Annotated in this window: 18 protein-coding genes, 2 tRNA genes and 1 riboswitch; of the genes, 2 read left to right on the top strand and 18 right to left on the bottom strand. The window is 35.8% G+C overall.

Translation table 11 applies throughout. The features are described 5' to 3' along the window. Positions 1 to 17: 17 nt before the first annotated feature. Positions 18 to 500: a pantetheine-phosphate adenylyltransferase gene (coaD, locus tag QSJ81_RS10380; RefSeq protein WP_285717333.1), complete on the bottom strand. Its 483-nt coding sequence runs from the start codon at positions 498 to 500 to the stop codon at positions 18 to 20. A gap of 14 nt (positions 501 to 514) precedes the next feature. Further along, positions 515 to 1,072, bottom strand: coding sequence for a 16S rRNA (guanine(966)-N(2))-methyltransferase RsmD (gene rsmD, locus QSJ81_RS10375; protein WP_285717332.1), 558 nt, complete (start codon positions 1,070 to 1,072; stop codon positions 515 to 517). A gap of 193 nt (positions 1,073 to 1,265) precedes the next feature. On the opposite strand from rsmD, the gene QSJ81_RS10370 reads away from it, so the two are divergent. Continuing rightward, positions 1,266 to 2,951, top strand: a complete 1,686-nt coding sequence (locus QSJ81_RS10370; protein ID WP_285717331.1) for a DUF4127 family protein — start codon at positions 1,266 to 1,268, stop codon at positions 2,949 to 2,951. An 85-nt stretch (positions 2,952 to 3,036) separates the two neighbouring features. On the opposite strand, the gene QSJ81_RS10365 is transcribed toward QSJ81_RS10370, so the two are convergent. Further along, positions 3,037 to 3,729, bottom strand: a complete 693-nt coding sequence (locus QSJ81_RS10365) for a C40 family peptidase (RefSeq protein WP_285717330.1) — start codon at positions 3,727 to 3,729, stop codon at positions 3,037 to 3,039. 104 nt (positions 3,730 to 3,833) lie between these two features. Here QSJ81_RS10365 and QSJ81_RS10360 point away from each other — a divergent pair. Further along, a tRNA-Gln gene (locus tag QSJ81_RS10360) sits at positions 3,834 to 3,909 on the top strand. Positions 3,910 to 4,014: 105 nt separating this feature from the next. On the opposite strand, the gene QSJ81_RS10355 is transcribed toward QSJ81_RS10360, so the two are convergent. The 15 genes from QSJ81_RS10355 to QSJ81_RS10285 form a co-directional block, all read right to left on the bottom strand. Further along, positions 4,015 to 5,238: a sugar ABC transporter permease gene (locus tag QSJ81_RS10355; protein ID WP_285717329.1), complete on the bottom strand. Its 1,224-nt coding sequence runs from the start codon at positions 5,236 to 5,238 to the stop codon at positions 4,015 to 4,017. Between the two features lie 2 nt (positions 5,239 to 5,240). Next, entirely contained in the window at positions 5,241 to 6,758 is a 1,518-nt protein-coding gene (locus QSJ81_RS10350) for a xylose ABC transporter ATP-binding protein (RefSeq protein ID WP_285717328.1), read from the bottom strand. A 75-nt stretch (positions 6,759 to 6,833) separates the two neighbouring features. Further along, positions 6,834 to 7,877, bottom strand: a complete 1,044-nt coding sequence (locus QSJ81_RS10345; protein ID WP_285717327.1) for a sugar ABC transporter substrate-binding protein — start codon at positions 7,875 to 7,877, stop codon at positions 6,834 to 6,836. A 160-nt stretch (positions 7,878 to 8,037) separates the two neighbouring features. Next, positions 8,038 to 10,122: an elongation factor G gene (gene fusA, locus QSJ81_RS10340; RefSeq protein WP_285717326.1), complete on the bottom strand. Its 2,085-nt coding sequence runs from the start codon at positions 10,120 to 10,122 to the stop codon at positions 8,038 to 8,040. 333 nt (positions 10,123 to 10,455) lie between these two features. Next, on the bottom strand, positions 10,456 to 10,959 hold the full coding sequence (locus QSJ81_RS10335; protein WP_285717325.1) for a cob(I)yrinic acid a,c-diamide adenosyltransferase: 504 nt from the start codon (positions 10,957 to 10,959) through the stop codon (positions 10,456 to 10,458). 25 nt (positions 10,960 to 10,984) lie between these two features. After that, complete coding sequence (gene ndk / locus QSJ81_RS10330; protein ID WP_285717324.1) at positions 10,985 to 11,401, bottom strand: nucleoside-diphosphate kinase; 417 nt, start codon at positions 11,399 to 11,401, stop codon at positions 10,985 to 10,987. A 13-nt stretch (positions 11,402 to 11,414) separates the two neighbouring features. After that, positions 11,415 to 11,927, bottom strand: a complete 513-nt coding sequence (locus tag QSJ81_RS10325; protein ID WP_285717323.1) for a gamma carbonic anhydrase family protein — start codon at positions 11,925 to 11,927, stop codon at positions 11,415 to 11,417. A 119-nt stretch (positions 11,928 to 12,046) separates the two neighbouring features. Continuing rightward, on the bottom strand, positions 12,047 to 12,916 hold the full coding sequence (gene htpX / locus QSJ81_RS10320) for a zinc metalloprotease HtpX (RefSeq protein ID WP_285717322.1): 870 nt from the start codon (positions 12,914 to 12,916) through the stop codon (positions 12,047 to 12,049). 19 nt (positions 12,917 to 12,935) lie between these two features. Further along, on the bottom strand, positions 12,936 to 13,379 hold the full coding sequence (locus QSJ81_RS10315) for a type II toxin-antitoxin system RatA family toxin (RefSeq protein WP_285717321.1): 444 nt from the start codon (positions 13,377 to 13,379) through the stop codon (positions 12,936 to 12,938). A gap of 11 nt (positions 13,380 to 13,390) precedes the next feature. After that, the gene (locus QSJ81_RS10310; protein WP_285717320.1) at positions 13,391 to 14,644 is read right to left on the bottom strand and encodes an aspartate aminotransferase family protein; all 1,254 of its coding nucleotides are present in this window, start codon (positions 14,642 to 14,644) and stop codon (positions 13,391 to 13,393) included. A 201-nt stretch (positions 14,645 to 14,845) separates the two neighbouring features. Further along, complete coding sequence (locus QSJ81_RS10305) at positions 14,846 to 16,177, bottom strand: nucleobase:cation symporter-2 family protein (RefSeq protein WP_285717760.1); 1,332 nt, start codon at positions 16,175 to 16,177, stop codon at positions 14,846 to 14,848. A 110-nt stretch (positions 16,178 to 16,287) separates the two neighbouring features. After that, positions 16,288 to 18,576, bottom strand: coding sequence for a xanthine dehydrogenase family protein molybdopterin-binding subunit (locus QSJ81_RS10300; protein WP_285717319.1), 2,289 nt, complete (start codon positions 18,574 to 18,576; stop codon positions 16,288 to 16,290). 1 nt (position 18,577) lies between these two features. Continuing rightward, positions 18,578 to 19,027, bottom strand: a complete 450-nt coding sequence (locus QSJ81_RS10295; RefSeq protein WP_285717318.1) for a (2Fe-2S)-binding protein — start codon at positions 19,025 to 19,027, stop codon at positions 18,578 to 18,580. After that, positions 19,018 to 19,815, bottom strand: a complete 798-nt coding sequence (locus QSJ81_RS10290) for an FAD binding domain-containing protein (protein WP_285717317.1) — start codon at positions 19,813 to 19,815, stop codon at positions 19,018 to 19,020. The genes QSJ81_RS10295 and QSJ81_RS10290 overlap by 10 nt, the downstream gene beginning before the upstream one ends. Before the next feature lie 202 nt (positions 19,816 to 20,017). Continuing rightward, positions 20,018 to 20,119: riboswitch (purine riboswitch) on the bottom strand. Between the two features lie 546 nt (positions 20,120 to 20,665). Continuing rightward, positions 20,666 to 20,742: transfer RNA gene (locus QSJ81_RS10285), tRNA-Pro, on the bottom strand. Positions 20,743 to 20,759: the final 17 nt, after the last annotated feature.

Genomic DNA, 20,759 nt, shown 5'->3' with positions numbered 1-20,759 from the left:
TTAATACGTTTATATAATTATTTTTTCTTTATGCGCTTACTAATTCTATGTTCTACGCCTTCAGGCACCAATCCTGCGATACTTCCGCCAAAATTAGCTAATTCTTTTATTCCACTTGAACTTATAAAGGAATACTCACTACTAGTCATAATAAAGACTGTTTCTAGCGTAGGGTCAATTTTCTTTATTAATAACGCACGCTGGAACTCATATTCAAAGTCACTTAGTGCACGTAAACCCCTAACAATTATATTGGAACTTTGCTGATGGGCATATTCATTAAGCAAGCCAGAAAAGGAGTCAATACGTACGTTTGGAATGTGTTTAGTCGTTAATGTTAATAGTTCCACCCTTTCAGCCATATCAAAAAGGGGTTGCTTATTCGGATTATGAAATACTGCAACAATTAATACGTCAAATAGTTTGCTGGCTCGTTCGAAAATATCAATGTGACCATTTGTAACTGGATCAAAACTTCCGGGACAAATTGCTATTCGCACTATGTAACCTCCTGCTAATTGGTATTATAGAGTAAAAAGCTAACCAATGTTTCCCCATATTGTTCAACACGTCTAAGTTGTAAGTTATTCCAATCATCTGTTATTGTTTCATGTTTAGAATGTTCTATTACGAGAATTCCTTTCGGCTTTAGCAGGGAATGATTTTCAATCCTGTCTAATACAATCTGAACCAGTCCTTGATTATATGGTGGGTCACAAAATATTAAATCAAAAGAACGGCCATTTTGTACAAATTTATCTAAAGCTCTTATTACATCATTTTTGTAGATCTCAGTATGGGCAGTTAGTTTCGTACGCTCCACATTCGTTTTGATGATATCTATACTTTCTGCGCTGTTATCAATAAATACTGCTGCAGTTGCTCCGCGACTTAATGCTTCTAATCCTAGATTCCCAGTTCCAGCAAAGATATCTAAGACATGAGCATCAATAACAACATTGCCTAGAATATTAAAAACTGATTCTTTAACTCTATCGGCAGTTGGTCTTGTTGCTAGGCCACGTGGTGCTTTTAATTGTGTGCCTTTGGCACTTCCTGTAATTATTCTCATACCAATCCCCTGTAATAACATGTTTTATTTTAACATATTTTTATAGTATACTACATATTTTTTATGATACAAACATTATATTATGTTTTCTATAAGTTATAGAATATCATTTTCTGATATAATATCATGTTTTTTGTATGATTAGCAAAAGATATGATATTATTATTTCTATATTACTATAAAGGGGTGCCTTATGTCTAAAGGTATAATAAAATTATCTTTGCTATCAATAATTATTTGTGCTGTAGTTGGTATAAGTTTGTATATGTCTTATGGGAAAATGTATCACGCGGTACCAACTACAATAACCAGAAATTCAAACTACTGGTTAACTGTAATTTTGCTTCCTCTAGATAGTCGTCCTCCTTGTACGCAATTTGTTGAACAATTAGCTCACATGGCTGGTATTAAACTATTGATCCCAGAACCAGAATTACTGGATAACTACAAAAGCCTAGCAAATAAGCAAGAACTCCGAATTTGGCTAACTCAAGTAAGTAAACAAGCTGATGCGGCAATTATTTCAACAGATATGCTTATTCATGGAGGCTTATTAGCATCACGTCTTTCCAGTGGTACAACTGATGATACAAAAGAAGTATTACATTTACTTACGAGGGTCCATCAGGAAAATCCTCAATTGAAAATGTATGTTTTTAGTATTATTCCTCGCTTATTGATTGCAGATAATAAGGAAAATATTATTTTTCAAAAAGATATGCTAAAATATTCTGTACTAAAGGATCAGGTTTATACATTTGAAAATGCGGAAGATATAAAAAAAATACGTTCAGTAGAGAAGCAAATACCAGATACTATCATAAATCGATATACAGCTATGTATGAAAATAATTCTAAGCTAAATAAAACACTAATGGATATGGTAGAAAGTGGAGTACTCGCTGGTTTAGTCGTTGGACAAGACGATGGACAACCTTTTGGAATTCCGAACATAAATAAACAGCAATTACAGTACCAATTGCTGCAAACGCCTTTATCAGCAAACAAAGTATTTATTACTCGCGGTACAGATGAGGTAGCATTAACTTTATTAGGGCATATTGTAATGGAGTTTTCTAATGAACATCCAAAAGTTTTTGTTACATATTCTACTGCTGATGCAGGTCAAATAACAATGCCTTTTATGCCTCATACAGTAGCTAAAACAGTACAGGAAAAATTAAAAATTGCTGGTGCAATAGAAGTTCAGAACACTGACGAAGCAGATTTTGTTTTGTATGTGCATATTGGTAATCAGAATACCAAATCCGATCTTATTCCAGCAGCTAAGGAGGTTAAAAAGCTTCTAGATCAAGGATACAAGGTAGCTTTAGTCGATTTAACAGAGAATTTCAATATCTCAGAAACGCTGCTACCTATATTAATAAAACAGGATGTTGCTATTCCTAAACTTATCGCTTATGCAGGTTGGAATACTACAAGTAACTCAATTGGAACTGCTGTTACACAAGCCTGTATTTTTTCTAAAGCAGTAAGTAAGCCGACTTCTCTGTCTAATACAATGGGCCTTTACAAAGAAAATTTAGAATTTTTGACGGCACGTTTTTTAGATGATCTGTATTATCAAAAAGAAATTAATCCATATATTAATAAAGAACTACAACGATTACATATTGATCCTTATAATTTAGGAACTGCATACTACCAAACCAATTATAAAATTCAAAGAATGATGATTAGTAAAGGTGTTCATTTATTCCGAGAAGGATTATTCAATAAACCTATTACAATTAATAGTACCCAAGGGGCACAAGAAATTATCATAACGGATTTAGAGTTACAAACTTATTTACCTTGGCAACGTACGTTTGAAATATGGGCACAGCCAACCTTGTCATTAGCATACATAGAACCTTAGAATAAAAAAGGAAGAAAACCATCAACTTAAACGAGATGGTTTTCTTCCTTTTTCCCTTCAAATGTAGGCTCACATATTTACACGTTTAAATAATTCTTCGTGCTCCAAGATACCTTGATTGGTAATAAGGTTTAGACAAATCGGTTATTGTCACTTTTCCTGCGGCAGAACTCGCGTGAATAAATTGACCATTCCCAATATAAATTCCAACGTGGGATGGACCCGGCTCATATGTACTAAAAAAAACGATATCCCCAGTTTGTAAATCCGATTGATTGATAGCCAAACCCATTTCAAATTGTTCATCTGCCATACGAGGTATAAGAATCCCAAATTCGTTAAAAATATAATATATAAATCCTGAACAATCAAATCCACTAGGAGAGGAACCAGCCCAAACATAGGGAATATCATAAAACTTTTTTGCAAAGATTCCTATATCTATAGCCTGTTTTCTCAAAATCTGACCTCGACTGCTAACATCTCCATACTTAAATTGATGTAATGCAATATAAGTTTGCTCACCCACTATCCCATCAGCAGGAAGATTACAAGCACGTTGGAATTTGATAACAGCACTCCAAGTATTTGCATCAAAAAATTCATTGATTTCGCCAAAATAAAACCCATATTCTTTAAGTTTGGATTGGAGTATATGCACGGCATTACCTGACATACCTTGTGATAGTATCAAAGATTCTGCTTGGGTAGTACTTGGTAGAATAAAAAAGATACTACTGCAAATAATAAAAAGCATCATTAATTTGATTGTTTTCAAGCTATCATTCTCCTATAATTTGTCTTGACATAATTATATTGAATCGGTATAATTATGTCTCGTTGGGATAAAATTTGATGTTTAAACGATTAGTCATTAATTTTAGGGGCATAGCCAAGTTGGTAAGGCACGGGACTTTGACTCCCGCATCCGTTGGTTCGAGTCCAGCTGCCCCTGCCATTATAACATCAAATCACTAATTTAGAAAAATTGTATACATATTATAAATAGCATTCAGTATTTTACTGGGTGCTATTTTTATTAGGCAGCTCTTCTTAATAAGGATTAGCTTCTTTTGCGCGTCGCAATGTCAACCCATACTGCTAACAAAAGGATTAACCCTTTAATTACATATTGAAAGGTAATGTCCAAGTTCATCAAACTCATGCCATTATCAAGACTAGCCATAACTAATGCTCCTATGATAGCACCAAGTATAGTTCCTTCACCACCTAATGTACTGGTACCACCAATTACCGCTGCAGCAATCGCATCAAGCTCAAATAAATTCCCCGCAGCTGTAGTAGCAGCATTAAGTCGTGCTGTAAATACGATGCCGGCAACAGCGGTTAACACTCCCATAATAACAAAAATCATTAAGTTTGTTTTATTAATATTGATTCCAGATAACCTAGCTGCCTCTTTATTACCACCGATTGCATATACATGTCTACCAAATGTTGTTTTCTCTGCAATAAAGCTAAATAAAGCGACAATACCTATAAGCAATATGATTGCATAGGGAATACCTCTATATCCAACCATAATAGAAAGTACTAAAGCCATGGCGAAGGAAATGAGTACTACTCTAGTAATTTGTAATGGCATAGGTAATACCTGAAAACCATATCTAATACGTACCTGTCTTCTCCTAAACTCAAAAAGAATGAATAATAATATTAACCCAACGCTTATAAATGCACTCGTATCATTAAATGAAAGATCTTGAAAAAACAATTTAGGCACATAACCTTGGCCGATTGCTTTGAAATCAGAATTCATCGGACCAATGGAAGCTCCACTAGTAACACCGATAATTGCACCCTTAAAAGCCATCATACTAGCTAGAGTTACTATAAAAGCGGGAACTCCCCTATACGCAATCCAGTATCCTTGCCATAAACCTATTAGTAAACCTAATAGTAGTGTAATCAATATTGCTGATACAGTACCTACATTCATTTTTACCATTAATACGGCTGCAACAGCTCCAAGAAAGCCAGCAATCGATCCAACGGATAAATCAATATGGCCTGCTACCATGACCAGTACCATGCCCGAAGCTAGAATTGCGATTGTACAAGACTGCAAAAAAAGATTAGATAGATTTCTTGAAGTAATAAAAATGCCATCTGTCAATATTGTAAATATCAGCCATATCGCTAACAAAGCAATACCCATTGTATATTGTCTAATATTGTTTTTAATAGACCCTACTAAAATTTCCTTAAGTGAATTTGTACGTTGTATATTATTAGTACGAGTGTCTACCTTACTTGTTTCTCCCATAGTTAGATTCCTCCAGTTGCGTAAAATATTATCTTTTCTTGTGTTGCTTCTTCCCGTAATAATTCACCGCGAATTTTTCCTTCATGCATAATAATGATTCTATCGCTCATACCCAAGATTTCAGGTAACTCTGAAGAGATCATAATGATACTTACACCTTGTTTGACCAAACTATTCATAATATTATATATTTCGAATTTTGCACCAACATCTATCCCCCTAGTGGGTTCATCTAATATTAGCACCTTAGGCCCAGCCATCAACCATTTTCCCAAGACAATTTTTTGCTGGTTTCCGCCACTAAGATTTCCGACCTTTTGTTCTATTGAAGGAGTTTTAACATGTAACTCATCTACATATTTTTCACTCATTCTAATTTCTTCATTATCATTAAGGATATTGAAATTAGAGATCTTATCTAAACTGGAGAGGGAAATGTTTTTTTTGACATCCATCATTAATACAAGGCCATACTGCTTTCTGTCTTCTGACAGATAACATATGCCATTTTTTATAGCCTCTTTTGCATTATTTATAGTAACCTTTTTCCCATCGATTTTAATCATTCCAGAGTTTTTACTTCCATAACATCCAAAAATGCTCATAGCAAGTTCTGTTCTGCCTGCTCCCATTAATCCCGAAATGCCGACAATTTCCCCTTTATGTGCTTTAAAGCTGACGTTATTAATAATAATTTTGTCAGAAATTTCTGGACTATATACCATCCAATTTTCAACCTCTATAACTACTTCTCCTGGAGTATGCTGCTGATAGGGAAAACGTTGGGTCAATTCTCGTCCAACCATCCGTGAGATAATTTTATTTTCATTCATGTCTTTTGCATTTTCGGTACAAATAGTTCTTCCGTCTCTTAGAACAGTGATCGTATCAGCAATTTTTAGCACCTCATTGAGCTTGTGGGAAATATAGATACAAGTTACCCCTTTTTCCTTTAATTCAACGAGGATATTTAAAAGATTTTCAGATTCGGTTTCTGTAAGTGCTGCTGTTGGTTCATCTAAAATTAAAATATCTGCTTGTTTTGATATGGCTTTAGCAATTTCGACTAATTGTTGTTGACCAATCCCTAAATTTAAAACTTTAGTGGAAGGATTAATATCCAACCGAACTTCTTGTAGAATTTTTTCTGTTTCGTGAAAGGACTTATCCCAGTCAATAAATCCATTATTTTTAAATTCATTACCTAAAAAGATATTTTCACATATATTCATCTGTTTTACCAAGGCGAGTTCCTGATAAATAATAGCAATCCCTTTTTTTTCGCTATCTTTAATCTTGCTGAACTCCTGCACCATACCTTGCAATACGATATCACCACTATATGTACCATAAGGATATACTCCACTCAACACTTTCATCAAAGTTGACTTACCTGCACCATTTTCTCCTACAAGAGCGTGGATTTCTCCTTTCTTTACCCGAAATGTAACGTTATCTAACGCTTTAACGCCAGGAAACTCTTTTGTTATATTTATCATTTCAAGAATGTATTCACTCATTTATATACCACCTTAATGATTTTAGAGGAACAGTTAAATCTCCCTGTTCCTCTAAAATCAATTTAGTTATTTATACTATTTTTTATATACATCTTCTTTCTTTAAATATCCACTATCGATTAATACTTTATCTAAGTTTGTTTTATCAACAACTACCGATTCTACAAGAATGGCAGGGACATCTAATTTAACGTTATTAACCTTACCATTAACACCTGGATTTTCACCTTTTGCCATCTTTAACGCTGCTGCGATGGCAGCTTTTCCAAGTTCTCTAGTATCTTTAAAGACTGTCATCGATTGAGTTCCTTCAAGAATTCTTCTAGCTGCAGCTAATTCAGAGTCCTGTCCAGTGACAGGAATTTTTCCAGCTAAGCCTTGCGCGGCCATCGCTTGTATAGCTCCACCTGCTGTTCCGTCATTAGGAGCGAGAACTGCTTGAATATCATTTTTCTGAGCAGTTAGCACATTTTCCATATGTTTCATAGCTTCATCTGGTTTCCAATCTTTCACGGCTTGTTCTAATACAATTTTAATATCACCTTTATCAGCTAAAGGTTTGATATACTTCATAGCCCCTTCTTTAAATAGTTTGGCATTATTATCAGCAGGGTCTCCAGAAAGAACGACATAATTGCCTTTGCTGACTTTCTCGGTTATATATTTACCTTGAATTTCGCCGACTTTAAAATTATCAAAAGATACATAAAGGTCAACGTCAGAATCCAAAATTAATCGATCATAAGAGATAACTTTTACACCAGCAGCATGAGCCTTTTCGACGATAGCAGCTGCTGCTTTGCTATCATGAGGACCTACAATCAGAATTTTAACACCTTTGGTAATTAAATTTTCACATTGAGAAACTTGTTTTGCTGAGTCATTATCAGAAACTTGCACCTCTAGATCAACACCTATTTTTTTTGCTTCAGCTTCCATAGTTTCCTTATCTCTTACCCATCGTTCCTCTCTCTGAGTTGGTAGGGATAGACCAATTTTAATTTTCTCTACTTTCTGTTCCGATGTTGCTGCTGGGGCTTTTTGGCTGCAGCCTGCTAGCAGTGACGTCATCATAGTCAATGCCATTAGGATTGCCAAAAATTTAACCACTTTTTTCATTTAAAAGAATCCCCCTTTATGTTTTCAGTTTACCAATACATACTATTAACTAAATATTTGTAAAATTCCTTCAATTTGGAAATGTTTTTTTCTGTCAAATAGCGACATGATTTGAAATTAATAAAAATAACAGGCCTTTATAAGGCCTGTTACTAAGAAATCAATGTTCTTCAATTTTCTCTTTTTTACTAGAAGCAATAATCATCTCTGCAATACGTGGAGGCACTTCCTCATAATGAGAAAAGTTTAAGTCAAAAAATCCGCGTCCTTGCGTAATAGAACGTAAATCGATAGCATACCTAAACATTTCAGACATAGGAACTTGAGCTTTTATAATGCCAACCCCTTGATTGGCGGGTTCCATTCCTTGTATTCGGCCCCGCTTGCCGTTCAAGTCAGCAATCACATCACCCATAAAAGAATCTGGTACATTTATACTCACATTGCAAATTGGTTCTAATAATGCTGGTTTTGCTTGTAATGCTCCTTTACGTAAGGCCATAATGCTGGCAATTTTGAAGGCCATTTCTGAAGAATCTACATTATGATATGAGCCGTCATAGAGTGTTACTTTTACATCTACCATTGGAAAACCGCCTAAAACGCCGCCTGTTAGGGCTTCTCGCACGCCTTTTTCAACAGCAGGGATATATTGACGTGGCACGGATCCACCAAAAATTGAATCAACAAATTCAAAATTATTCCCTAGAGGCAGCGGATCTAATTGCAACCACACATGACCGTACTGTCCATGACCGCCACTTTGCTTTTTGTGTTTCCCTTCCACTTTAACCGTCCCACGAATTGTTTCACGATAGGGTACTTTAGGATTTGATATAATTACATCTACACCAAATTTACGTTTCATTCGTTCCGCCATAATATCTGTATGCAATTCCCCCATACCACTAATTAACAATTGCTTTGTTTCTGTATTTTTTACGACTTTAAAGGTTTGATCTTCATCCATAAGGCGATTTAGTGCATTTCCGATTTTATCTTCATCACCTTTATTTTTGGCTTCAATGCACATTGTAAACATAGGCTTAGGATACGATATTGATTCAAAAATAATAGGTTTTTCTTTTTCACAAAGTGAATCACCTGTTACTGTTTCCTGTAATTTAGCTACAACAGCAATGTCACCTGCATGTATAACGGGTAACGCTTCTTGGTGTTTGCCACGTAGGGTAAAAAGATTCCCAATTCTCTCTGTTTTTTCTTTCGATGAATTGTAGATTACACTGTCAGGCTTCATCATCCCTGATAATACTCTGATATAACTGAGACGTCCAACAAAAGGATCTGCAGTAGTTTTAAATACAATTCCAGAAAATTCATCTACTGTTTTCCGCTCTAAGATTTCTTTAGAAACTGGATGCATTCCTAAGATTTTGCTTGTTGCTGGGGAGGCTAAATAGTCGACTATCGTATTCATTACTTGTTGAACACCGATGTTTTTATAAGCTGAACCACACATAACAGGAAAAATTACTGATTGGTTAATGCCTTTATGTAAGCCAACCTTTATTTCATCTTCAGATAATTCATCACCTTCTAAGTATTTGGCTAAGAGATCATCATCTGATTCAGCTGCGACTTCAATTAATTTCTGCCTAAATTCGAAAGCTTTCTCTTGCAAATTATCAGGAATATCAGCTTCTACTATTTGTGTATTTTGTTTATTCGAGGGGATAAAAGCTCTCATTTTCACTAAATCGACAATACCGTTAAAGCTCTCCTCAGCACCAATTGGAAGCTGAATAGGCAAGACCATAGGACCAAATTTATCTTTCATTTCTTGAATGACGCTATAAAAATCAGCGTTTTCCCGATCCATCTTGTTAATAAAGGCAATTCGTGGCAAATGCAATTCATTTGCATAATTCCATGTTTTTTCCGTTTCTACCTCAACACCTGATGCTGCACATAACACAACTAATGCACTGTCAACAGCTCTTAAAGCACCCTTTACTTCACCAATAAAATCAGCATATCCGGGAGTATCAATAAAATTGATTTTATGCTCTCGCCATTCACATGGGGCCAACGCTGCGCTAATTGTTACTTTTCGCTTAATTTCTTCTGGCTCAAAATCTGTCATTGTCGTTCCATCATCCACACGACCTATACGGGTTGTTGCTCCTGAATTAAATAATAAGGATTCCGCGAGACTTGTCTTACCAGCACCACCATGGGCTACAATCCCCACATTTCTAAGTTTATCACTTCTGTATTCCTTCAATTTAATTCCCCCTATATTAATTTAGTCATTCTCCTACACTAATTAATATAACTTATTTTTACAATTCTCTGTCAATACTGAACTTTCCTTCTTTTCAATTTATTTATCCTTAAAAATTAATAACCGCCCATAATAGGCGGTTATCATTACTCAATTCAAGAGCTTTTGCAAAACAATTGCATGATTTTACGCAGTGGCTTAGGTATTGCCATAACATAAATTTTTAAAGGTTTCACCGCGTTCTCCCCCTTATTACTTAACATGATACACAGTTTATACATTTATAGTGTATGCTGTTATAGTAGTAATGGTGTATCATACTTTCTTGCGATACTAATCTTGAGCAAGCTCCACACGAGCCAGCATAAAACACAGATCAGATAATCGATTTAACAGGACTAAAACTTTTTCACTAACTATTTCTTGCTTAGATAGGCGAATAACTTGTCGTTCCCCTCTTCTAGCAGTTGTTCTTGCCAAATCCAAAGCAGCAGCACCTGCGTTACCACCTGGTATTATAAATTCATTTAAAGGAGGTAATTGAGCATCAATTGTATCAATAAATTGTTCCAATTGCTTCACATGTTCCTCGTTAATATAATGGGTATCAGCATTAATACTAGCTAACTCAGCCATTACTAGCATTAAGGTTTTCTGTACACTAAATATAATATCCTTACTAGACGATTTACTGCATGAAACCCTAGCTAATCCTAATGCAGAGTTAATTTCATCAACGGTGCCATATGCTTCAACTCTAAGACTATCTTTATCAATACGTTCACCTGTTAATAAGCCTGTAGTTCCTTTATCGCCTGTTTTAGTATAAACTTTCATAAAAACCTCCTAGTTATTATAAAGATTAAGAAATGAGTTCACTGTCAGTAAAAAAAGTTCGGATTTCTTTTTTTGCACTTTCTAAACTATCAGATCCGTGAATTATATTATTTCTAACATTTAGAGCAAAATCCCCACGGATAGTCCCTGGTGCTGCATCCAATGGGTTTGTTACCCCCATCATAGTCCGTGCTGTTTTTATGGAATTTTCACCAGATATAACCATAGCAATCAGTGGTCCAGAGATAATAAAAGTAACTAGCTCTTGAAAAAAAGGCTTATTTCGATGGTCTTGGTAATGAGTCTCAGCTAATTCTTTCGATAATTGCAACATTTTTAAGCCAATAATTTTAAAACCTCGTTTTTCAAATCGATCAATAATTTGTCCACAGACCCCTTTAATAACTGCATCGGGTTTTAATAAAATCAAAGTTTTCTCCATGTCTCTCATCCCTTCAACGATAATATAGTGATTCTTCGTAATAGGTAAGGGCAGACTGTCTAATTGTTTTAATTTCTTCCTCTGTGACTGTACGTATCACTTTACCTGGCGACCCCATCACCAAAGAATTAGGGGGGATTTTTTTGTGCTCTGTTATCAGAGATCCTGCCCCGATAATACAGTTCTCACCAATTTCTGTATAGCTCAATATAGTTGCCCCCATGCCAATAAGACAATTGTTTCCTATATGACATGCATGCAAAATAACACCATGCCCAACAGTAACATAATCACCTACTACAGTATCTTGGTTATGCATAACGTGTATGGTACAGTTATCTTGTATATTTGTATATTCGCCGATACTTATAGGATGAACATCCCCACGTATAACAGTGTTAAACCATATATTTGCATGAGAGGCAATTGTAACATTACCAATAATATATGCACCACTTGCTAAAAATACATTATCATTTATGGTAGGTGTAACCCCCTTAAATGAGATTACATTTTGTTTTTGCATGAATCATCAATCCTTTTATATAGTATAGTACAATCAGTCGTCATACCCTGTAATTGAGCATAGAAATATGAAATAGCTGATTTTTTAAAAAGCCTCTGATTATTTCAGAGGCTTTTTTCTTAACGTACATTTTTTGCTAACTCTTTTAATTTAATAACCCTGTCACTAGTAGTAGGGTGAGTACTAAATAACCTCATCATCCAACTACCAGCACCACTAAACGGATTAACAATAAACATATGAGATGTAGCTGGAGTTGCTTCCAACATTACTTTATCTTTCGCGTAATATTCAATTTTTTCCAAGGCATTAGCAAGAGATATTGGATTTCCGGAAATTGAACTACCTATTTTATCTGCCTGAAATTCTCTTGCACGTGAAATTCCTAATTGAATTAGAGTTGCAGCTATAGGAGCTAATAATACTAAAAAAATAAATTCTACAATACTTGTAACCCCAGAACTTTCTTCATCATTGTGATTTCCTAGACCTAAGAATGCCGTCCATTGAGCAATATTGGCAATCATAGTAATGACACCAGCGACAGTGGCTACTATCGTACTTACGAGAGTGTCATGATTTTTAATATGGGCTAACTCATGGGCAATTACACCCTCAAGTTCTTCATCCTTAAGTACTCGCATGAGACCTGTAGTTACTGCTACAGCAGCATGCTTAGGATAGCGACCAGTTGCAAAAGCATTCGGCACATCAGTATCAATAATATATACTTTGGGAATCGGAAGCTTAGCTTTTTTTGCTAAGCCAGAAACCATCTTAATTAAGTCAACGGCATCTTGGGGGGGAACTTCTCTTGCACCATACATACTAAGAACTATTTTATCACTAAACCAGTAATTAACAAAATTCATCAGCAGAGACACTACGAACATAATTGTCATACCCTTCGTTCCACCGAAGAAGGCACCTACCGCTAATAATAATCCTGTTAGAGCAGCTAATAGAACTGCCGTCCTTACTGTATTCAAATTTACACCTCACATACATCTACAATATATTAGTTTCCACTTTCTCTTTGACAGCTTTAAGCATATTTATACTATTGTCTCGGACTTTTTTCTTTAGGATTGGATTTAATAGACCTGATATCATAGGAATACCAAATTCAAAATCTACAGTTAGCTTAATTTCCGTACCTTCGCTATTAGGGGTTAATAACCATTCCCCTTCCATTTTCTTTAGATCGCCTTCTACTTGTTTATAGGAAATATGCATATTTTCATCATCAAAAGTATCTAATTCTGTCCATTTAATCACTCGCCCATCAACATTAGATACCCACTTAGTAACCGTAGTATTATCCGTACGTTCTAGTACTTCAACACTAACTAAATCATTCATGAAATCAGGATACCTCTCCATATCCTTTAAGATCGGATAAATTTTCGCCCGATCACAACTAACTGAAATCATTACCTCAACATATGGCATTATAAATCCTCCTACAAATCTTCAATCATATCATGAGCCATTTCTACTGCATCGTGTAGAACTTTAAGTACAAGATCAATTAATTCCTTTGTAATAATTAATGGTGGTTCCATACGTATTACTTTTGGATTATTAAGCGTATACGCTGCTAAAACACCCTTGTTAACAAGCTCTGAAATTAGTAAACCACCAATTCCTTCTTTTGTTAATTCAATGCCAATCATAAGACCCTTGCCCCGTACGTCTTTAATAACATCAGGATAAGTTTGCTGCAGGCTCTTTAATTTAGCGAGAAAGTACGCGCCAGTGGTCGCAGACTTGTTGATAATATCTTCATCGCGCAAGACATGAATTGCTGCTATTGCAGCGACACATGCTAGAGGATTGCCACCAAAGGTGGAAGTATGTAAAAAAGGACTAGTTATATATTTTTCCCAAATATCTGGTTTTGCTGTAAATGCACCTATAGGCATAATACCACCACCAAGGGCTTTAGCAGTTGTTAAAATATCGGGTATTACATTATAATGATCGCTGGCAAACATTTTGCCAGTTCGTCCTAAGCCCGTTTGGACTTCATCGCAAATGAGCAAAGCTCCGTATTCGTCACAAAGTTTGCGAAGGGCAGGCAAATAATCATCGGAAGGAACGATAATTCCCCCTTCACCTTGAATTGGCTCCACAATAACAGCAGCAACATCGTGACTCATGACTTGTTTGACTGCTTCTAAATCATTAAAAGGGATGTGTTCAAAACCATCCAATAATGGTTTAAATGGGTCGCGAAATAAATCCCTTCCAGTGGCACTAAGTGATCCCAATGTTTTACCATGAAAAGAATTAGTAGTAGAGATTATTCTAGATCTTCCAGTGTGAATTCGCGCAAGTTTCAGTGCTCCTTCAACCGCTTCAGTACCACTATTTCCTATAAAGCTATACTGTAACTCTCCTGGTGTAATTTCTGCTAGTAAGGCAGACAAATCAGCCATAGGCTTATTAAATAATACTTTACTAGACAAGGGCATAAAATCAAGTTGTTTTTTTACTGCCTCAACAACTTTAGGATGGCGATGACCTAAACTAAATACTCCATAGCCACCCAAACAGTCAATATATTCTTTTCCATCAATATCATATATTATGTTGCCTTCAGCTTTCCATTCCACTGTTGACAGACCCATATAACGGAACAACTTGGCTATCGCTGGATTAATATATTGTTCATAATTTTCGATTGTTTCACTAATTATGTTGTCTGAATTCACACATACACCTCCAAAAAGAAAATATTCTCATTGGTATTGTTTTCTATTTATAGCAATAAAATTCCTCTTTTATATACTCCGAATTCATTATTTTTCCTATCCTAATATCTATATTTAATTTATTTTTAATAGAGACAAAAAAGAACCTCCAAGTTACATACTTCTAACGAAGGTAATGTGGAGGTTTTTCTTTAGACTTAATTAAACATTCTTCGTTTGTGCATCTCTTGTAGCAACAACATTAGGACATTGTGTATTGTTACCTAATTCATTAAAGAAGTAGTTTAACCCAATTGCTAAAATACTACCAGATGTTATTCCGCTATGCAAAATAACCTGAGCCCATTTAGGGAAGTTTTGATAAAAACTTGGTACTGCTAGAGGTATTAATCCGACGCCAATGCTTATTGCCACAATCATGGCATTATGTGTACCTTCAAATTTTACGGCACTAAGAGCCCGAATGCCACTTGCGGCAACCATTCCAAACATTGCAATTCCAGCACCACCAAGTACTGGTGTAGGGATGCAGGCGACGACAGCAGCAGCCTTAGGAAATAGTCCTAATATAACAAGAATCATTCCAGCGGCAACAACAACATATCGGCTCTTAATTCTAGTTAGGCTGACAAGGCCAACATTTTGGGCAAAGGCTGAGTGAGGAAAAGTATTCATGATACCACCAAGCATGGTAGAAAAAGAGTCTGCCCGTAATCCTCTAGTCAAATCCCGTTGAGTTACTGGCTTACCAATAATTTCGCCAACGGCAATAAAATCGCCTGTTGTTTCTGTCATAATAACCAACATTGCAATAACCAGAGCAACAATTCCAGCTAAATCAAATGTAGGCCAACCAAAGTAAAAAGGCTGAACCAAGCCAACCCAAGCCGCGTTTTCAACTTTAGAAAAATCAACCATACCCAAAGGTATAGAAATTATAGTACCGATGACTAATCCGAGCAGTACAGCTATGTTACTATAAAATCCTTTTAAGTACCGGTATAATATAATAACCAGCATTAATACTGCAAATGCCATTCCAATGGATTGAATACTACCAAAATTAGGCGTACCAGGGATGCCCCCCCCTGCCCACCGTATGGCAACTGGTAATAATGAAATGCCAATCAAAGTAATAATAGAACCAGTTACTACTGGTGGGAAAAAACGAATAAGCCGACTAAATAGTGGACTTATAGCATAGCTGATAACACCTGCAGCTATGGTTGCACCAAAAATCGCTAATAATCCGGGAACTTGTCCACCAGCGTTTTGCCCAACCAAAACCATTGGTGCTACAGCCGCAAAGGAAACACCTTGCACTATGGGGCTTTTAATACCCATATTTAATAGACCCAAGGATTGAATAATCGTTGCTATACCTGCGACAAACAAATCGGAATTAATTAAAATAATCAATTGTTCCGAGGTTAATTTTAGTGCATTGGCAATTATCAAAGGAACAGCAACACAACCAGCATACATAGCCATTACATGTTGTAGCCCGTAAGTAAATAACTGCCCTTTAGGCATAAGTTCGTCTACTGGATGAATGTCTTTTTTGTTTTCCAATTGTCCAATCTCCTATTATTTATTTTAAGTTTATATATATAAAGTAATGACCTTTAAATAAACACGTTTAACTAGAAATTTATTTTATTCTGCATTCCCATAAATACTTTTTCAGGAGTAATTGGAAGTGATGTTACCCTAACACCAACTGCATTATAAACTGCATGTGCAATTGCTGGTGCAGGTGTATTAATAACTACTTCACCTATAGATTTTGCGCCAAAAGGTCCTGTCTTTTCAAAACTTTCTTCAAAAGCAACTTGTACGTTTCCAATATCTTTTCTACAGGGGATTTTGTACTGCATAAATGTATTTGTCAGTAGCTTTCCTTTATCCCCAAATTTCACATCTTCATAGAGTGCCATACCAATGCCCTGAACTATACCGCCCTCTACTTGAATTCTTGCTAATTTGGGGTTTATAACAGTTCCACAATCTACCACCGCTACATAATCTATTAAGTCTATCTTTCCAGTTTCTTTATCAATCTCTACTTCGGCAAAACCAGCAATAAATGGTGGCGGCGAAACGGGGCTTCCATAGGTTGCATTACCTACTAGTTGACGTTTACCTGTTCCTAAAACTAAAAATTCGGCTAGTTTTTCAAGTCTAACGGATCCCTCTCCTTTGATCATACTTATTGTTTCTCCATCAAATTCTACTTCCTCTGATGAAACTTCTAGAAACTTTGCACCGCTTTCAATAATTTGCCTTTTTAAATCTTGCGCTGCTTGTACCACAGCCATTCCTGTAACATAAGTTGTACTTGAAGCATAGGAGCCTGGATCGTATGGAGAAATGTCTGTATCGGCAGCGTTAACGATAATATTTTCGATGGGAATTTCTAAAATCTCGGCAGCCATTTGCGCCAAAATCGTATCGCTGCCCGTTCCCATATCTGTAGAACCGATGAGAAGGGTAAAGTTGCCGTCGTCGTTAAGTCGTATTTCTGCTGATGCAGTATCAATACCAGCTATACCTGATCCCTGCATAGTAACTGCCATGCCAATAGCCCTTACTCTGTTTTTGTCAATTTGTTGTACAGGGTATCTTTCTTTCCAGCCTATTAACTCTTTACCCTTTTCTATGCACTTGTGTAATGTGGAGCTTCCCAGCAGTTTGCCGTTATATGTTAGGCATGTTTCACCTTCTTTTATTAAATTCATTAATCGAATTTCGGTCGGATCCATAGCTAGTTTTTCTGCAAGTAAATTAATTGTTGACTCTAATGCATATGCACCTTGCGTAGCTCCATAGCCTCGAAATGCTCCAGCGGGCATTTTATTGGTATACACAACATTGCCCGTAAAACGAACCGCGGTTGTTTTATTATATAAGGGAAGAGTTTTATCCCCTACTACCGAAAAGACCGTAGAAGCGTGTTCTCCATAAGCTCCTGTATCAGATAAACCTTGAATATCTACAACTCGGATATACCCATTACTATCGGCTCCCAATCTAACCGATAGTCTCATTGCATGACGACTGGTTGTACAACTAAAGGTTTCTTTTCTGTCATATATAATAATTGCTGGTTTTCCTGTTTTCAGAGTAACAATCGCTGTAAATATTTCAACAGCTGAAGTTTGCTTACCGCCAAATCCTCCACCAATTCTTGGTTTGATAACTCTTATTTTACTAGCAGGTATTTGTAAAGCTTTTGCTAACTGACGTCTGACATGGAAAGGGATTTGTGTTGAACTTACGATTACAAGTCTCCCCGTGTGATCTAAATAACTAGAAGCCCGATAGGTTTCCATCATTGCGTGAGCATTTGCCTGAGTATAATAAGTTTCTTCAACAACTATGTCACATTTTTTAATTTCTTCATCTATATTTCCTACTTCGACCTTATGTGAGGAGACAATATTCAATTCCTTTTTCATACCAATATCAAAATTACAGTGAACATCATTTTCAGCATGAACGATTGAAGCATGTCCTATAGCCTTTTCAAAATCTAAAACAGGATCAAATAGTTCATATTTAACCTTTATCAAGGACATAGCCTTTAATGCTGTCTTTTCATCTATAGCTGCAATAATGGCGACCTCGTCTCCTACATATCTGACTACTTCTTCTAGGATTAGTCGATCGTAAGGTGAAGGTTCAGGGTAGGATTGTCCAGCTAGTGAAAATCTTTGTTTAGGAACATCCTTATATGTTAGAATGCATTCAACGCCTTCTAACTTTTCTGCAATAGTGGTATCAATGGAGTTTATTTTTGCAAATGCATGGGGACTTCTAAGCAGCTTTACCACCAAAGAATTGGCCATTGCCAAATCTTCTGTATAGACAGGTTTACCTGTAGCAATACTCATGCCATCAATCTTAGAAATACCTTTACCAACGGTCTTCATCTTACTGTACCCCCAAATAGGTCTTGATAGCTCTGAGTTGTCCCATATATCCTGTACACCTACACAAGTTACCCGTTAAATAATGTACTATCGTTTCTTCAGTTGGATTAGTAAGCTCATTTTTCATCGCAAGTACAGTCATAATAAAACCGGGACTACAAAAGCCACATTGCTCTGCACCTTCTGCAACAAGTATCTGGGCAAACTCATCAGCCTCTTTATGAACGCCTTCTATCGTAGTAATTTTTCTTCCATTCGCTCTAAAAGAGAGTGTGGTACAAGACAAGGTAGGTTTATCATCTATCCATACGGTACAAAGCCCACAACAGGTTGTATCACAACCTTTTCTGACACTTAATATTCCATATTTTCTTAATGTATCAGCTAAGAACTCATTAGCATCTACTTCCATCTTGATTTTTTTCAAATTGACAATAACCTCTATTTGCATTGCAATACCTCCATTATGGCTCTTTTTACTAATACTTTACATATGCATTTTCGGTAGTCAGCTGTACCCCTCATATTAGTTCCAAAAGTAATTTCGTTTGCAGCCATAGTAGCTACCCTATCTATGTTCTTACTATTCAGCTCTAAATTCGCCAATTCTTCAGAAGCCTTTTGAACAATTATAGCTCGTTGTGGCCTAGCACCTACAACGATTTTCCATTGATCATTTAATTTAGAAACAGCAACATTTAATATGGGATAATCACTACAGGAATTTCTCAAATGCTGATAATTGGCTTTTCTTTCATTCTTTTTTATGAATATCCTTGTCAATATATCTTTTTCAAAAGAACTCTCTAAGAATGATTTTAGAGACATTCTTCCACCTTTGTATAATTCTATTTCTGTATCTAAAGCTAGCAATGCAGTTAGTAAATCGGAAAAACCATATTTGGAATAAATGGTTGCTCCAATCATAACGGTATTCCTAAATTGGATTCCTATTATTTGACTTAAGGCTTCAGGCAATACTCCATTAAAATACCGATTTAAAAGAGGATTTGTTTCAATATCTCTAAATGTTGTTGTTGCACCTACTTCGACATATTCATTTTGCTCTACAATATAATTTAAATTAAGTCTTGAAAGATCTACTGCGGTACCAATTCTTTGCGAACCCATTCTTAAAAAAGCACAGCCCCCTAAAACAATGTTATTTCTTTTTTCAACTAGTGCTTTATATGCCGCCTCTATAGTATCTGGTTGTACCAAATTAAGTAATGTAAACATTCATCTACCTCCCAAGGCTTAAAATGTATATAAATGATAAGTATTAGACAAAAAAAATAACCCTAGTAAGAAAGTTCGCTTTATAGAAAAATGAGCGAAACCTTCCCGCCAGGGATTATCCTATCGGTTTAGTGTTTAAAAACACTTGCATCCAATGGTTATAGGGATATGCACACGCAATAGTAAGCATACACCACATAGCCTTAGGTACACTTTCACTCGTAGACAGGCAATTTAACGGTTGCCGGTAGAAACTTTTGGACCATATCTCCAAAATTATACGAAATATATTCACTTAACGCACTTATTGTAACAGTCTGTAATATTACTGTCAATGAAAAAACAAACTTTTAGTCGTTTTTTGTTTATAACGTTCGGATTTTTATTGTAAGCATTAATATGTAAAATCAATAAAAGAAACTAACCCACTTGGCACGTAAGAGGCCGAGTAGGTCATTTACCTATAAATTAAATAATACCATAATTGAATTACTGACAGTATATAGTGCTAATATTCCAGTAAAAATTACAATGGGATGATTGCGCCACATAGATTCATTGTCTTTCTTGTTATTCATAAGTCACCTCTTATTTTTAAATAATTTAATATATGTACTTTTCTATGGCAGTGTACAGGATAATTATTACAAATATATAACAGCTTCGGTAACTTTTTATGTTATCCTCATCTTTTGCTAATAGACTTACATGATGGTGCGTAATAGCAACGTGTAAAAAATATGAGAGCAGAAGCTAACGCTTCCGCTCTCATATGAAATATCATTAAGAATTTGATGTTTCTCAAAAAAAGCTATTGACAAAATTGCCGATGGCATTAATGATGATAAAATGGTCGGAGCGACAGGATTTGAACCTGCGACCCTTAGACCCCCAGTCTAATGCGCTACCAAACTGCGCTACGCCCCGACTAACAAAGTCTATTC

It is taken from the genome of Pelosinus sp. IPA-1 (assembly GCF_030269905.1).
GTDB lineage: Bacteria > Bacillota > Negativicutes > DSM-13327 > DSM-13327 > Pelosinus.
Note: the sequence above shows the minus strand (reverse complement) of the source record. Positions and strands in the feature narration are given on the sequence as shown.